Source organism: Streptomyces sp. NPDC006283 (genome assembly GCF_040613325.1).
Taxonomy (GTDB): Bacteria; Actinomycetota; Actinomycetes; order Streptomycetales; family Streptomycetaceae; genus Streptomyces.
In genome coordinates, this window is record NZ_JBEXRZ010000065.1 from 20,965 (window position 1) to 36,003 (window position 15,039).

13 protein-coding genes and 1 pseudogene are annotated in these 15,039 nt (G+C 71.2%); 4 read left to right on the forward strand and 10 right to left on the reverse strand.

Annotated elements, in window-relative coordinates:
- Positions 1–61: 61 nt before the first annotated feature.
- Positions 62–427 (forward strand): cupin domain-containing protein, encoded by a 366-nt coding sequence (locus tag ABZ070_RS16145; RefSeq protein ID WP_356634174.1) that lies wholly within the window; start codon positions 62–64, stop codon positions 425–427.
- A 158-nt stretch (positions 428–585) separates the two neighbouring features.
- Here the strand turns inward: ABZ070_RS16145 and ABZ070_RS16150 are convergent, their stop codons facing one another.
- Positions 586–1,179, reverse strand: coding sequence for a flavodoxin family protein (locus ABZ070_RS16150; protein WP_356634176.1), 594 nt, complete (start codon positions 1,177–1,179; stop codon positions 586–588).
- 112 nt (positions 1,180–1,291) lie between these two features.
- On the opposite strand from ABZ070_RS16150, the gene ABZ070_RS16155 reads away from it, so the two are divergent.
- Positions 1,292–1,675: a helix-turn-helix domain-containing protein gene (locus ABZ070_RS16155; RefSeq protein ID WP_356634178.1), complete on the forward strand. Its 384-nt coding sequence runs from the start codon at positions 1,292–1,294 to the stop codon at positions 1,673–1,675.
- Positions 1,676–1,719: 44 nt separating this feature from the next.
- Here ABZ070_RS16155 and mutM read toward each other — a convergent pair whose 3' ends face one another.
- The 8 genes from mutM to recG all read right to left on the reverse strand — a co-directional run bounded on the left by mutM (position 1,720) and on the right by recG (position 9,068).
- The gene (gene mutM, locus ABZ070_RS16160; RefSeq protein ID WP_356634180.1) at positions 1,720–2,580 is read right to left on the reverse strand and encodes a bifunctional DNA-formamidopyrimidine glycosylase/DNA-(apurinic or apyrimidinic site) lyase; all 861 of its coding nucleotides are present in this window, start codon (positions 2,578–2,580) and stop codon (positions 1,720–1,722) included.
- Between the two features lie 153 nt (positions 2,581–2,733).
- The gene (gene rnc / locus ABZ070_RS16165) at positions 2,734–3,612 is read right to left on the reverse strand and encodes a ribonuclease III (RefSeq protein ID WP_356634182.1); all 879 of its coding nucleotides are present in this window, start codon (positions 3,610–3,612) and stop codon (positions 2,734–2,736) included.
- A 19-nt stretch (positions 3,613–3,631) separates the two neighbouring features.
- Positions 3,632–3,805, reverse strand: a complete 174-nt coding sequence (gene rpmF / locus ABZ070_RS16170) for a 50S ribosomal protein L32 (protein WP_026165248.1) — start codon at positions 3,803–3,805, stop codon at positions 3,632–3,634.
- Between the two features lie 2 nt (positions 3,806–3,807).
- Positions 3,808–4,413 (reverse strand): DUF177 domain-containing protein, encoded by a 606-nt coding sequence (locus ABZ070_RS16175; RefSeq protein WP_356634184.1) that lies wholly within the window; start codon positions 4,411–4,413, stop codon positions 3,808–3,810.
- A 169-nt stretch (positions 4,414–4,582) separates the two neighbouring features.
- Positions 4,583–5,635 (reverse strand): ATP synthase F0 subunit B, encoded by a 1,053-nt coding sequence (locus ABZ070_RS16180; RefSeq protein ID WP_356634186.1) that lies wholly within the window; start codon positions 5,633–5,635, stop codon positions 4,583–4,585.
- Positions 5,636–5,731: 96 nt separating this feature from the next.
- Positions 5,732–6,214 carry a pantetheine-phosphate adenylyltransferase gene (gene coaD / locus ABZ070_RS16185; RefSeq protein WP_356634196.1) on the reverse strand — a complete coding sequence of 161 codons (483 nt, stop codon included), beginning with the start codon at positions 6,212–6,214 and terminating at the stop codon, positions 5,732–5,734.
- A gap of 26 nt (positions 6,215–6,240) precedes the next feature.
- Positions 6,241–6,825, reverse strand: coding sequence for a 16S rRNA (guanine(966)-N(2))-methyltransferase RsmD (rsmD, locus tag ABZ070_RS16190; RefSeq protein WP_356634188.1), 585 nt, complete (start codon positions 6,823–6,825; stop codon positions 6,241–6,243).
- A gap of 38 nt (positions 6,826–6,863) precedes the next feature.
- Positions 6,864–9,068 (reverse strand): ATP-dependent DNA helicase RecG, encoded by a 2,205-nt coding sequence (gene recG / locus ABZ070_RS16195; RefSeq protein ID WP_356634190.1) that lies wholly within the window; start codon positions 9,066–9,068, stop codon positions 6,864–6,866.
- Positions 9,069–9,231: 163 nt separating this feature from the next.
- Here recG and ABZ070_RS16200 point away from each other — a divergent pair, with 163 nt between their 5' ends.
- Both ABZ070_RS16200 and ABZ070_RS16205 read left to right on the forward strand, forming a co-directional pair.
- Positions 9,232–11,052, forward strand: coding sequence for an HSP90 family protein (locus ABZ070_RS16200; RefSeq protein WP_356634192.1), 1,821 nt, complete (start codon positions 9,232–9,234; stop codon positions 11,050–11,052).
- Positions 11,049–14,009: a tetratricopeptide repeat protein gene (locus ABZ070_RS16205; protein ID WP_356634194.1), complete on the forward strand. Its 2,961-nt coding sequence runs from the start codon at positions 11,049–11,051 to the stop codon at positions 14,007–14,009. Before ABZ070_RS16200 ends, ABZ070_RS16205 begins: the two co-directional genes overlap by 4 nt.
- Positions 14,010–14,067: 58 nt before the next feature.
- On the opposite strand, the pseudogene ABZ070_RS16210 reads toward ABZ070_RS16205, so the two are convergent.
- Positions 14,068–15,039, reverse strand: a pseudogene (locus ABZ070_RS16210) (dihydroxyacetone kinase); the annotation flags it as partial.

Genomic DNA, 15,039 nt, shown 5'->3' on the forward strand with positions numbered 1-15,039 from the left:
CGTCGCGTGCCCGACTCCACCGACCTTGCGCGCCATTCCGCCCGGTCGGCATCATGATCACATGAGCAGCAAAGTCAACTTCGATGAGATGCTCGGCCGCTTCTCGGACCACTGGTCGCCGAAGGTCGTCGGACGGCTGAACGACTACGAGATGAAGCTGGTCAAGATCCAAGGTGAGTTCGTGTGGCACAGCCACGACGATACGGACGAGGTATTCATCGTCCTTGACGGCGAACTCACCATTCAGCTGCGGGACCGTGACGTCGTGCTCGAGGCGCATGAGATGTTCACCGTTCCACGCGGTGTCGAACACTGCCCGAAGGCTGATCAAGAGGTCAGCGCCCTCCTCATCGAGCCATGCGGTGTGATCAACACCGGCGAAGCCGGAGGCTCCCTCACGGCCACGTACGAATCATTGATCGACTGAGCAACTGGGCCGTCCCTGGGCCGTGCCAGGTCGCTCAACGATCACGGACGACGGCAGCGGCCAACAGCTGACCCGCCGGGTCGAAGTGTTGGCCGTTGTCGCATAGGGCCCCTGACACCCGAGGTGTCACGGGCCCTTTCGCATGCGCCGCGCGGTGTTCAGGCAGCGACGGCCACCCGGCCTGCGGTGAGCGCGCGGGCGGTTTCAGTCACCCGGCGGCCGAGGTGCTCCGCGGTGGCGATGTCCGCCTTGTGCACGCCCTCGGGGCCTTCGTCGGAGTTGGTCTGTGCGGCGGCGCCGGAGAAGAAGCCGAGGCGGTTGAGGTCGTTCTCGGATCCTGCGGTGCTGTTCCAGCCGGGAGCCAGGCCGAGCGGCACCCAGATCATGGCGTGCTGGGAGGCCAGGGTCTGGAAGAACTGCAGGGTGTGGAGCTTGTCGCCGCTCTTGGAGCCTGAGTTGGTGAAGCCGGCGGCGAGCTTGTCGTGCCAGGCCCTGGTGAACCAGCGCTTCGAGGTTTCCTCCGCGAACTGGTGGAAGGCGCCGGACGCGGTGCCCATGTAGGTGGGCGAGCCGAAGATGATCGCGTCGGAGCCGTCGAGCAGCTCCCATTCGGCGTCGCCCATCGCGTCGACCTTGATCAGATGCACGGTGGCGCCGGTGTCGGCGGCGCCGGCCCGGACGGCCTCGGCAAGGACGGCGGTGTGGCCGTACCCGGAGTGGTAGGCGATCGAGACAACAGGCGTCGTGGTCATTTGTGGGACTCCTCGTCGAAAGGTGCCGGTCGGCTTCAATAACCAAAGGAAAGCACTAACTTTTGGTTAGCGCAACCCAGTGGTTGGCGCCACCTCGCAGTAGGGTGGGGGCATGGACAACGGCCTCGCGTTCGACGTGTTCTCCCGGCAGTGCCCTTCGCGCGCCACGCTGGAGCATGTGACGGGCCGGTGGGGCAGCCTCACCGTCACAGCGCTGTACGAGGAGAGCCTGCGCTTCAACCAACTGCGCCGCAGGGTCGACGGCGTGAGCGAGAAGATGCTGTCCCAGACGCTGCACGCACTGGAGCGGGACGGGCTGGTGCACCGAGAGGCACAGCCGACGAACCCGCCGCGCGTGGACTACGAACTCACCCCACTGGGACGCACGGTCGCCGAGCAACTGCTGGCCCTCATCCACCTCGTGGAGGGGCGCATGCCCGAGGTCTTGGCGGCTCGTGAGCGGCACGACGCCGAGCGCGAGGGCGCCGCACCGTAGCGGCGCGAGCGCAAGGGCCCCATGCCATGCCCGCGGCTGGCGGGTCAGGAAACGGTGCGCGGCACCCGCTGGCAGCGCGGGCAGAAATAGCTGGACCGGTTCATCCAGGGGCGACGGCGTATCGGGGTGCCGCAGCGCCGGCACGGCTCGCCCTCACGCCCGTACGCGTCCAGGGAACGGTCGAAGTAACCGGACTCACCGTTGACGTTCACGTACAGACTGTCGAACGTGGTGCCGCCGACGGCGAGGGCTGCCGTCATCACCTCCCGCACATGCAGCAGCAGCTCCACCGAGCGGGGCCGGGTCAGCGTCGCCGTGGGCCGCTCGTAGTGCAGCCTCGCCCGCCACAGGGCCTCGTCGGCGTAGATGTTGCCGACACCGCTGATCAGCGACTGGTCGAGCAGGGCGCGCTTGACGGTGGTTCGGCGGGCCCGCATCGCGGTGTGGAAGGCGGTGTCGTCGAAGAGGGGGTCGAGCGGGTCGCGGGCGATGTGCGCGATGACGTCGGGCAGGCCTTCCGGCGAGTTCTCGTGCAGGGACAGACCGCCGAAGGTGCGCTGGTCGACAAAGCGCAGCTCGGTGCCGAGCTCGTCCGCGAATCGGATGCGGATGCGCAGGTGCTTCTCGTCCTCCGCCTCCTGCGGCTGCACCAGCAGCTGGCCGCTCATCCCGAGATGGCCGAGGACCGACGTGTCCGTGTCCACGAGGGGCAGCCACAGGTACTTGCCACGCCGGCAGGCGTCCCCGACGGTCCGGCCCTTCAGTCGCGCGGCGAAATCCTCACCGCCGGCCAGGTGCCTGCGGACCGCGCGGGGGTGGAGCACCTGGACCTCGGCGATCGTTCGCCCGCTGACCCAGTTCTGCAGGCCACGGCGTACGACTTCGACCTCGGGCAGCTCGGGCACAGGTCTCCTCGGGGAACTCGCACGATGACGTCACGCAGCGTACAGCCCGGCAGTGCGGGAGCGCCGGGAAGCCGTGAGGCCCCTCGCCACCGGGTGCTTTCCAGGGGCGAGGGGCCTCACGCGAATCAGCGGACAGCCGGCAAACCGCAGGACTCAGGCCGAAGCCCGGTCCGCGGGTGCCGAGTCGGAAGAGGTGTCGGCGTCCCCTTCCCCGGCGGCGACTTCCCCGGCGGCGACTTCCCCGGCGGCGACTTCCCCGGTGGCGACTTCCCCGGTGACCAACCCGCTCTCGGCGGCAGCCTTGGCCGCCGCCACGCGCTCGTCCGCGGCGGCTCGGATCTCCCGCCACGCGGACTCCGCCGCCTGCTGCTCCGCTTCCTTCTTGCTGCGGCCGGTGCCGGTGCCGTACGAGACACCACCGACGCGGGCGGCAGCAGTGAAGACCTTCTCGTGGTCCGGGCCGGTCTCGGTGACCAGGTACTCGGGCACTCCGAGGCCCTCGGCCGCGGTGAGCTCCTGGAGGCTGGTCTTCCAGTCCAGGCCGGCGCCGAGGTTCGAGGACTTCTCGATCAGCGGGTCGAAGAGCCGGTGCACCAGCTCGGACGCCGCCTCGAGGCCCTGGTCGAGATAGACCGCACCGATCACCGCTTCGAGGGTGTCGGCAAGGATGGATGCCTTGTCCCGGCCGCCCGTGCCCTCTTCGCCGCGGCCGAGCCGGATGAAGGAGCCGAGTTCCAGGCCACGTCCGACCTCCGCCAGCGCACGCGAATTGACCACCGCGGCCCGCAACTTGGCCAGCTGGCCTTCGGGCAGGTCGGGGTGGGTGCGGTACAGCGTGTCGGTGACCACCAGCCCGAGCACGGAGTCCCCGAGGAACTCCAGCCGCTCGTTGGTGGGCAGACCGCCGTTCTCGTACGCGTAGGAACGGTGCGTCAGCGCACGCACCAGAAGGGCGGACTCGAGTCGATACCCGAGCCGCCCTTCCAGAAGCGTGTGGGACGAGGCATTGTCCGTCTTGTTGGACTCAGACATTGCGCCTCTCACCAGCCGCTCAGACCTCGAGGACCTGGCGCTTGTTGTAGGTGCCGCAGCTCGGGCACGCGATGTGCTGCTGCTTCGGCTCCTGGCAACGCTCACACGAAACCAGGGTGGGGACCGCAGCCTTCCACTGCGACCGGCGGTGGCGCGTGTTGCTGCGCGACATCTTCCGCTTCGGAACAGCCACGGCTACTTCTCCTGCTTCTCGTCGACGCCCGCTTCGGCGCCGCCCATGTTGTCCTTCTCGCCGTCCTGAACGGTCTCGGCGAGTCCCTGCAGTGCCGCCCAACGGATGTCGACGGCGTCATGGTGGTGGTCCGGGTTCTCGTCCAGCCTGATCCCGCAGTCGGGGCACAGGCCGGCACAGGTCTCCCGGCACACCGGCTGCATCGGCAGTGCGAGCACCACCGCATCACGCAGCACGGGCTCGAGGTCGAACATGCCGTCCTCGAGAAAGAGCCTGTCCTCGTCCTCTTCGTCTTCGACGGGCTCCGCAGCACGACTGCGGCCCCGGTCGTCGCCTTCGGGGTACGTGAACATCTCCTGGAAGTCCGCGGCGACCTCTTGGTGCAGCGGCTCCAGACACCTTACGCACTCCCCCTCGGCGCTCGCACGGGCGGTGCCTGTGACAAGCACCCCTTCCATGACGGACTCGAGGCGGAGGTCCAGCTCCACCGGCGCGCCCTCCGGCACTCCGATGACATCGGCGATGCCGAAGTCCCTCGGTGCGTCCACCGTGCGAGAAAGCCGCTGCAGCGCACCGGGCCGCCGTCCCAGCTCGTGTGTGTCGAACACGAGGGGATTGCGATGGTCGAGGCGCGTGCTCAGGGGTCTTCCTGCTTTCGGTTCGTGGGGAGGGGCCGTCCCGATTCGCGGAGCGAAGCGGACAGCCGGGATCGCGGAACTACGCGCGACCGAAGAGCCAGGATACTGGAACGTCCGCCATAGACCCAATCCGGTCCGCTCAGCGCCCCTGCTCGTACCGGCCCAGCTGCTCGAGGTCGATCATGCCGGTGTCGAAAAGGCTGGTCTCGTCCAGCGCGGTGCCCTGCTGGGGCTGGGGCTGGTACTCGGGCTGCGGCTGCTGGTAGGCGTACGGGTCCTGCTGCGCGTACTGCTGGTCGTAGCCCTGCTGCCGCGGGTAGCCGGCGTAGGGGTCGGGCTGCTGGTAGCCCGCGTACGCCTCCTGCGGCGCGTACGTGTACGGGTCCGGCTGGGGCGGGATCTGCGGCTCCGGCTGCGGCGGACGGTAGCCGTAGGCGTCCGGCTCTGCGCGCTTTGGGGCGGGGTCGGCGAGCTCCGCGAGACCGGCCAGGTAGTCGGCGTCGCTGGTGTGCTGGTGGCCGCCGGCGGCGTCCTGGGCGGCCATGTGCGCGCCGAGGTCGTCCGAGGCGATGCGGCCGTGGAGCTTCTGCCGCCCGCGGCCGACCGCTTCGAGCGTCTTGGAGAGCACTGCCTCGAAGGCACCCAGCTTGGCGTCGACGTACTGGTCCGCCCGCTGGATGAGCGTCTGCGGGTCGTTGCTGTGCTCGGGGGCGTCCTCGTCGGCGAAGCCCTGCTCGTCGAGGCCGGGGCCTCGGCCCAGCAGCTTCTCGCGGCCCCGGTCGACCGAGCCGATGGTCTTGTTGAGGACGACCTCGAAGTTGGCGAGCTTGGAGTCGACGTACTCGTCGGCCTCCGCGCGGATCTCCTCGGCCTCCCGGCGGGCCTCGGCGAGGATGCGATCGGCCTCGTCCTGCGACTGGCGGGCGACCTGGGTGTCGGAGATCAGAGAGCCGCGCTCGGCGTGGGCGGACTCGATGATCCGCTCGGCCTCCCGGCGGGCCTGCTCGACCATCTGCTCGCGGCCGCCGATGAGCTCCTGCGCCTGGGCCAGGGAGCCGGGCAGGGCGTCGCGCACCTCTTCGAGCATGGCGAGCAGCTCGGCGCGGTTGACCACGCAGGACGCCGACATGGGCATGGAGCGGGCGTTCCCGACCGCTTCGACGATCTCGTCGAGCTTCTTCTGCACGTCCACCGTGGTTCGCCACTCTCTACTGCGGATTGTCAGACGGACGGGGACGACTGTACGGGCAGTCCGTGCCCACCCGACACCGGGTGACGCGATGTCAGGTCAGGCCTTTTCCGCGAGCCGCTGGACGAGTGCGCGGTGGACGGCGTCGGGCAGCAGGTGGGACACGTCGCCGCCCCATGCGGCGACTTCCTTGACCAGGCTGGAGGAGAGGAAGCTGTAGGTCGGGTTGGTCGGGACGAAGAGGGTCTCCACGCCCGAGAGACCGTTGTTCATCTGGGCCATCTGCAGCTCGTAGTCGAAGTCGCTGACGGCGCGCAGTCCCTTGACGATCGCGGGGATGTCGCGCTCCTTGCAGAAGTCGACGAGGAGCCCGTGGTGCGACTCGACCACGACGTTCCCGTATTCGCGGGTCACGTCACGGATGAGCTCCATCCGCTCGTCGACGGTGAACAGTCCCTGCTTGGACTGATTGATCATCACCGCGACGTGTACGACGTCGTACAGCTTGGAGGCGCGGGCGATGATGTCGAGGTGTCCATTGGTGATGGGGTCGAACGACCCCGGACAGACTGCTCGGCGCAACTGAAGTCCCTCGCTCTCCGGTCCGGTCATGGTGCGTCTTCGCACGTAGAGGCGGCGCGACCGTACCAAAGCGTCCCCTCGCCGTAGCGACGGGCCCGCAGTGGGACGAAGCCCTGGGGCCACTTGAATTCCCCGCCTCTGGTGCTGCGCTCCACGGTGACGAGCGCATCGGCGGCGAGCCAGCCCTGGCGGCGGAGTGTGAGCAGAATCTCGCCAAGATCGTCGTCGGTGACGTCGTACGGCGGATCGAGGAAGACGACGTCGTAAGGGGCGGCCGGAGCCGGTCCGGTGACGATCTGTTCCGCTCTGCCGGTCCGGACCTCCGCGCCCGGCAGACCGAGCGCGCGCACGTTCTCCCGGACGACCCGGGCGGCGCGGGCGTCCGCCTCGACCAGCAGGGCGTGGGCGGCCCCGCGCGACAGCGCCTCCAGGCCGACGGCACCCGATCCGGCGTACAGGTCGGCGATGCGGATGCCCGCGAGCGCGCCCAGCTGGGACTCCCAGCTGGAGAACAGCCCTTCCCGGGCACGGTCGGAGGTGGGGCGGGTGCCGGTGCCTGGCGGTACGGCGAGACGGCGTCCGCCGGCCGCACCGGCGATCACGCGGGTCATGAAGGGCCTCTCTCTGCGGGCTGACGTCCCCCAGTCTCTCAGCCCTTGTCGAGGTACTGCTCGCGCTCCTTGTCCAGCAGGGCGTCCAGCGCGGTGCGCAGCTCGGGCAGGCCCGCCAGCTCCGGGTCCGCCCCGACGATCGCGACCGCTTCTTCGCGCGCGGCCGCGATGACCTCCTCGTCCTCGATGACGGCGAGCATCCGCAGCGACGTGCGCACCCCGGACTGGGCCTGGCCCAGCACATCGCCCTCACGGCGCTGCTCGAGGTCGATGCGGGAGAGCTCGAAGCCGTCGAGCGTCGAGGCGACGGCGGCCAGGCGCTGACGGGCCGGGCTCGCCTCCGGCATCTCGGTGACCAGCAGGCACAGGCCCGGCGCCGAGCCACGGCCGACCCGGCCGCGCAGCTGATGGAGCTGCGAGACGCCGAAGCGGTCCGCGTCCATGATCACCATGGCGGTGGCGTTCGGCACGTTCACCCCGACCTCGATGACCGTGGTGGCGACCAGGACGTCCACGTCGCCGCGGGCGAAACGGCGCATCACGTCGTCCTTGTCGTCGGGCTGCATCCGCCCGTGGAGGACCTCCACCCGCAGACCGCTCAGCGGGCCCTTGGCCAGCTGGTCGGCGACATCGAGGACGGCGAGCGGCGGGCGTTTCTCGGCCTCGTCCTCCGCCGACTTCTTCTTCGGCTTCTCGTCCTCCGCGTCACCGATGCGAGGGCAGACGACATAGCCCTGGTGGCCGTTGTCCACCTCTTCGCGCACCCGCTCCCAGGCGCGGGCCAGGAAGTGCGGCTTGTCGGCGGCCGGCACCACGTGGCTGGCGATGGGCGAGCGGCCGGCCGGCAGCTGGTCCAGTACGGACGTCTCCAGGTCGCCGAAGACGGTCATCGCGACCGTACGGGGAATGGGGGTGGCGGTCATGACCAGCAGGTGCGGGGACCTTCTTTCCCCCTGGGAGTGCGCCTTCGACCGAAGGGCGTCGCGCTGCTCCACGCCGAAGCGGTGCTGTTCGTCGACGACGACCAGGCCGAGGTCGTGGAACTGCACCTTGTCCTCGATCAGCGCGTGCGTGCCGATGACGATCCCGGCCTCGCCGGTCACCAGGTCGAGCAGTGCCTGCCGTCGGGCGGCCGCCCCCATGGAACCGGTGAGCAGCACGACCTTGGTGCCCTGGTCCGAGCCCCCCAGCATCCCGCCTTCCGCGAGGTCGCCCATCATCTCCGTGATCGAGCGGTGGTGCTGCTGGGCGAGAACCTCGGTGGGGGCGAGCATCGCGGCCTGGCCGCCCGCGTCGACGACGGCGAGCATCGCCCGCAGCGCGACCATCGTCTTGCCCGAGCCGACCTCGCCCTGCAGGAGGCGGTGCATCGGGTGCTCGGTCGCCAGGTCGTCGAAGATCTCCTTGCTCACCGACTGCTGGCCGTCGGTGAGCGTGAAGGGCAGCCTGGCGTCGAACGCGTCGAGAAGTCCGCCCGCGAGGGGGCGGCGGGCCACCGCGGGCAGCTGGGTGTCCGCGAACCGCCGGCGGGCGAGGGCCACCTGGAGGACGAACGCCTCGTCCCACTTGAGCCGCTCCCTGGCCTCGGCGATGTCTGCCTTGGTACGCGGCCGGTGGATCTTGCGCAGGGCGTCCGGCAGGGTCGCCATGCCGCGGCCCTCGCGCAGCGCCGGGGGCAGCGGGTCGACGACGTCCACGGCCCGGTCCAGCACCGCGTCGATCGCCTTGGAGATCTTCCAGGACTCCAGCTGCTTGCAGGCGGGATAGATCGGGATGAGCTGATTGGCGAAGGCGTCCACCGCGTCGGCGGCGCTCGCGCCGCCGCTGAGCGGCTCGTACGCCGGGTGCGAGAGCTGCAGTTTGCGGTTGAACACCGACACCTTGCCGGCGAACATCGCGCGGGTGCCGGGCAGCAGGTCCTTGTGCGGCTTGTGGACGCCCTTTCCGAAGAAGACCAGCTGGAGGCGGCCGCTGCCGTCGGTGATCGTCACCTCCAGGCGCCTCCCGCGGCCCTGGTTGAACGTGAGGATCCGCGCGTCGGCGACCTGGGCCACCACCGTGACGTGCTCGTCCAGGGGCAGCTCGGACAGGGCGGTCAGCTCCCCGCGCTCCGCGTACCGCCGTGGATAGTGGTGCAGCAGGTCGCCGAGGGTGTGCAGGTCGAGATGCTCGGCCATCACCTTGGCGGTGGCGGCACCGAGCGTCTTCTTGAGGGGTTCGTCGAGCGCGGACACGCGATCCATTGCACACCACGGCACCGACAGCCGTCGCGCACCTGTTGATAACTCCTGGTCAAGGCGGCGCCGTGAGCCATACGATGACCGCTCTTCCACCTCATCGCGATCACCGTCGTACGGGATCGCCTGACCCCGCGCCGTCGCCCGACCCCCCACCGGCGCAGCGACGATGACATCTGAGACGACTCCGGCCACCGGTACGACGACACCGCACACCTTCCAGGTCGATCTCCGTGGCCTGGTGGACCTGCTGTCCCACCACCTCTACTCCAGCCCCAAGGTCTATCTGCGCGAGCTCCTGCAGAACGCGGTGGACGCGATCACCGCCCGGCGGGCCGAACAGCCCGACGCGCCCGCGCGGGTGCGGCTGTACACCGAGGACGGCGGCCTGCGCATCGAGGACTCGGGCATCGGCCTGACCGAGACCGATGTGCACAGCCTGCTCGCGACCATCGGCCGAAGCTCCAAGCGGGAGGGTCTCGAGTCCGCCCGGGCCGAGTTCCTCGGGCAGTTCGGCATCGGTCTGCTCGCCTGTTTTGTCGTCGCGGCCGAGATCCGTGTGGTGAGCCGCAGCGCACGTACGCCCGACGCGCCGCCCGTCCAGTGGTCGGCCCGCGACGACGGTTCGTACACCGTGCGCACTCTGCCCGACAGCGCCCGGCCGGAGCCCGGCACGACCGTGTACCTGACGGCCCGCCCCGGCAGTGGCGACTGGCTCACGGAGCAGCGGGTGATCGCCCTGGCACGCGACTTCGGATCGCTGCTTCCGTACGACGTCAGGGTCGGCGAGACGGCCGTCGGCGACCTGCCCGCGCCCTGGGACCGTACGTATCCGGGCCCGGCGGCGCGGCGCGTGGCCCTCGCCCGTCACTGCCACGACCTGTTCGGCTTCACCCCGCTCGACTCCGTCGACCTCGACCTTCCGGTCGCCGGTGTGCGCGGCGTCGCCTACGTGCTGCCGTCCTCGGTCAGCCCGGCGCAGCGCTCGGGGCACCGCGTGCACCTGAAGGGCATGCTGCTCACCGACCGTGCCGACGAACTCCTCCCCGACTGGGCCTTCTTCGTGCGGTGCGTCATCGACACCGACAGTCTGCGGCCCACCGCCTCGCGCGAGTCGCTGTACGCGGACGAGACGCTCGCCGCCGTGCGCGAAGCCCTCGGCGACCGCATCCGGGAGTGGCTGACAGGGCTGGCGGCAGGCGACCCCGAGCGACTGGAGCAGTTCCTCTCCGTCCACCACCTGGGTGTGAAGTCACTGGCCAGACATGACACGGAGATGCTGCGCACGATGCTGCCGTGGCTGCCGTTCGAGACCACGGACGGCAGGCTGAGCCTCGAGGAGTTCGCCCAGCGCCACCCGGTGGTGCACTTCGCGCGGACCGTCGAGGAGTACCGGCAGGTCGCACCGATCGCGTCCGCCCAGGGCATCGGGCTGATCAACGGCGGCTACACGTACGACACCGAACTCGTCGAACGCCTGCCGCACGTACGGCCCGGCACGGTGGTCGCCGAGCTCGACGCGGACACGGTCACCGCCCACCTCGACGCCGTCGACCCCGCCGAGGAGCTCGCACTCGCCGGCTTCCTGGCCGCCGCGCGCGCCAAACTCGACCCGCTCGGCTGCGACGTGGCGCTGCGCGCCTTCCATCCGCTGACCGTGCCCGCCCTCCACCTCGACGACCGGGCCGCCCGCCACGAGCAGGCCCGCGCGGACGAGGAGGCACAGGCGGACGACCTGTGGGCGGGCATCCTCGGATCGCTGCGGGGCAGCGCGCCGCGCGCCCGGCTCGTGCTGAACCACCTCAATCCTTTGATCCGCAGGATCAGTTCACTCGACGGGGAGCTGGCCGGCACCGCCACGGAGGCGCTGTACGGGCAGGCGCTGCTGATGGCGCAGCGTCCGCTGCGGCCCGCCGATTCCGCGCTCCTCAACCGCGCGTTCATGGGCCTGCTGGAGTGGGCCACCCACGACCAGGAGAACGGCCGATGAGCCTCGCGACTCCCCCTGACGCCGACGCGCTGCGCCGGGCGCTGAACGACAACGACGCGGAGCCGGAAGGGCCCGCGCGCAACGCACGCGCGGAGCGGCTGTTCGCGGAGATCGAGCAGCTCGGCGACACCGCACTGGTCATCGACGGCCTCGGCCATCTGATGCAGGTCTACAACTACAGCTCCGAGGCGGACAAGATGTTCGTCCCCTTCGCCCGGCTGCTGCGGACGTGGGACGAGCGGCCCGAGGACTTCGACGGGCAGCAGGCGCATTCGCTGTTCTGGATGTTCAAGTGGGTCTCCAGCGGGATGATCGACCAGCCGCACATCCCGCTCGCGTCCATCGAGAAGTGGCAGGCGGAGATGGAGCACCGCTACCGGCTCGCCGGCCACTCCGAGCGGGCCGTGCGCCAGGGCGAGATGCGGATCGCCCGGCACCTCGGCGACACGGAACGGGCCCAGCGGGCGTACGACGCCTGGCAGGCCGCCGACCGTGACGACAAGAGCGACTGCCACGCCTGCGAGTTGCGTGCCCAGGGCTCGTGGCAGGCCCACCGGGGCGACGAGGAAGAGGCGCTCACGACCTGGCGGCCGGTCCTGGACGGCGAGTTCAGCTGCGCACACGAGCCGCACGCGGTGCTCGCCGCATCGCTGCTGCCCCTGCTGCGGCTGGGGCGCACCGAGGAGGCCCGCGCGCACCACCTGCGCGGCTACCGGCTGGTCCGGTCGAAGGAGAGCATGCGCAGCGCGGTCGCGCAGCATGTCGAGTTCTGCGCACTGACGGGCAACGAGGCACGGGGCCTGGAGATACTCGCCGAACGGCCTTCGTACTTCACCGACACCGGCGAGCCCAGCAGCCTGCTCGGCTATCTGCAGGTCACCGCGCTGCTCACCGACCGGCTGACCGCCCTCGGCCACGGCGAGCAGAGCCTGCCCGGGCCCGGGGGCCGCACCTGGACCGCCCGTGAACTCGCCGCTCACGCCCGTACGGAGGCGCTCGCCATCGCCGCGCGCTTCGACACGCGCAACGGCAACTCGCATGTGAGCGAGCAGTGCGTCGAGCGCATGGACCGCGCGCCGCTGGTGGACCGGCTGCCGCTGGGCGTGCGGACCGTACGGCCGGTGGCCGCGCAGCGCGAGGTGACGGCAGCGGCGCCCTCGGCGGAGAGCGCGGCCGATGCCGGCCTGTCCGGGCTGCTGGCCGAGGCACGCCGGCTCTCCGACGCCCAGCACCCGGACGCGACGGCCGCATGGGCCGCCGCCACCCGGGCGGCCGGGCAGGAGGGCGTCGAACTCGGCGTCCTCGACCGGGCGGAGATCGAAGAGCACCGGGGCGTGGATCCCAGCATCCCGCCGGCCGAGGCGTTCGAGCTCTTCATGTCCGCGGCCGGCCTGTACGAGGCGGCCGGCGAGCCGGGGCGCGCCGCGTCCGCGCTCGCCAGGGCGGCGTACTGCATCGGGCTCGACGGCCGCCTCGACGAGGCGCTGGCCGCCGTGCAGGAGCCCTGCGACCGGTCCCTGGCCCTGTACGCCGAGGGCAGGGCGACCGCACGGCAGACCGGCAGGGCGCTGCTGTGCCGCGTGCGGATCCTCAACGACCTCATCCGGGGCATGCAGGTCAGGGAGGCCGTGGAAGCGGCGGCAACGTCCCTGGAGGAGGCGGTGCAGGCCCTCCTCGCCTTCGCGGAGCCGGAACGGGCGGAGCCCGGGGTCGGCGTCGTGATCAGCGAGGCGCTGGGCTACCTGGGCGACATCACCGCCTTCCGCGGCGACGCGGCGGGGGCGGCGGACCTGTACGCCCGGGCCGCCGACACCTGCATCGAGGCGGGCCGGCCCTGGTACGCGGTGGAGCCCGAGACGCAGCTGGCAGGGGTCAGCCGGCACCTCGGCGACCTGGAGACGGCCGAACGCGCCTCCCGCGCCGCCCTGGAGCACGCGGCGCACTTCCCCGGAGCCTCCGGGCGCTGTCGCCTGCACCTGCAGCTCGTGGAGACGCTCGCCGACGCCGGCAAGTTCGACGAGGCCGCCGAGCACGCCCTGGAGGCGGCGCACTGGGCCGACGAGGCGGGCGAGACCACGGGCAACGGGGCGTACGCCCGGCACCGGCTCGGCGGCTTCCTGCTGCAGCTCGGGCGGGTGGACGAGGCCGCTGCGGTCCTGGAGTCGGTGCTGCCCGACCTGACGGCGGAGGACCACGGCGACGGCATGATCGTGCAGACGCTGTGGTGGCTGGGCGACTGCTGCACGGCGCTGGACGAGCCGCGCGAGGCGGCGGAGCACTGGCTGAAGGCCGCGGACATCGCGCGCGGCTGGCCGGAGCAGCGCGACCACGCGATGCTCGCGAACCTCGCGGGCCAGGCGTTGTTCCGCGCCCGGCTCAACCCCGAGGCGGAGCTGGCCTATCGGCGCGCCGGCGACCTGTGGCGCGACCTCGGCGATGTGCACGCGCTCGTGCGGACGCTGCGGGTACGGGCGTGGATCGCCGTACGCGACGGGCAGGCGGGCCTGCAGGCGGCGCGGGACCTGATGACCGCGGCGGCGGCGGAGTGCGAGTCGGCGCAGGCCGCCTGCGAGGACGCCGACGCCGCGGCCCGGCTGCGAGCCGAACTGGCGGACACCTACCGCCAGACCGGTGACCTGATCGCGAGCTCCTGCGACGGCGAACCCGGCGACGACGACGCGGACGGTTCGGCCAGGGCGGCGTACGAGGAGGCGGTCGGCCACGTCCTGCGGGCGGTGACCGCCTTCGAGGAGGCGGGCGACCGGTTCACCGACCTGCGCACGGGTGCACAGCTCATGGCGGCGTGGATCTACGCGTCGCTGTCGGACGCGCCCGCGTCGCAGGCACTGGCGAGGTCCGTGCTGGCGACGTACGCGTCGTCATCGCCGGAGAGCAGCGAGACGGCGACGTCCCGCTGCGACGAGGCCCGTGCGGTGCTGGCGCAACTGGCTGGGTAGCCCGTGGAGCCCGGTGGCGTTCGAGGCGCGGGGCGACCGGGGGCAGCGCCCCCGGGTACTACTCCACGCCGATCAGCAGGGGGGTCGCCCCGTCGCCCCCCTCGTACACCGCCGTGTCCACCGCCAGATACCCCTCCCTGACGTGCGCCTCGAGGCGGCCCGACAGCCCCTCGGGTGCCGATGTCCCGAGGACCAGCGTGACGAGTTCGCCGCCCGCCGACAGCATGCGGTCCAGCAACGTCAGCGCCGTCTCCGTCATGTCCGCGCCGATCAACGCGACGTCCCCGTCGATCAGGCCGAGCACGTCCCCGGCCTGGCAGACGCCGGCCGATGTCCACGACTGGCGTTCCGCCACGGCCAGTTCGGCACAGCGGGTCGCGCCGGCGGCGGCGGTCATCGCGACCACGTCCTCGTCGAAGCGGCGGTCCGGTGCGTGGACGGCGAGGGCCGCGATGCCCTGGACCGCCGAGCGGGTCGGGATCAGGGCGACGCGGACGCCCTCCGTGCGGGCCTGTTCCGCGGCTGCGGCGGCCGTGTGCCGCAGGGAGGTGTCATTGGGCAGGAGCACTACCTCGCGGGCGTGCGCCCGGCGGATCGCCTCGACGAGTTCCCCGCTGGCGGGCGGCTCCCCGGGCCGGGCCAGGACCGTGGTCGCTCCGGCCTGGCCGCACAGCTCCGCGAGACCCTCGCCCTGGACGACGGCGACAACCGCCCGCTGGGCCTGTTCGCGCGTGACCGGGTCCACCGCGGAGTCGAAGTGCGTGATGCGGATGCGGTAGGGCCGGCCCGCTTCCACGCCCGCCTCGACGGCCGCGCCGGCGTCGTCGACATGGACGTGGACGTTCCACAGTCCGTCTCCGCCGACGACGACCAGGGAGTCGCCGAGCCCGTCGAGCCGGGCCCGCAGCCGGGCCACGGCGTCGTCGTCCGCCTCGAGGAGATAGATCACTTCGAAGGCGGGGCCGCCCTCGTCGTCGCCGTTGATCTTCGCCAGGACCTCGTCGCGCTCCGGCGTGTCCTCCGGCTTGAT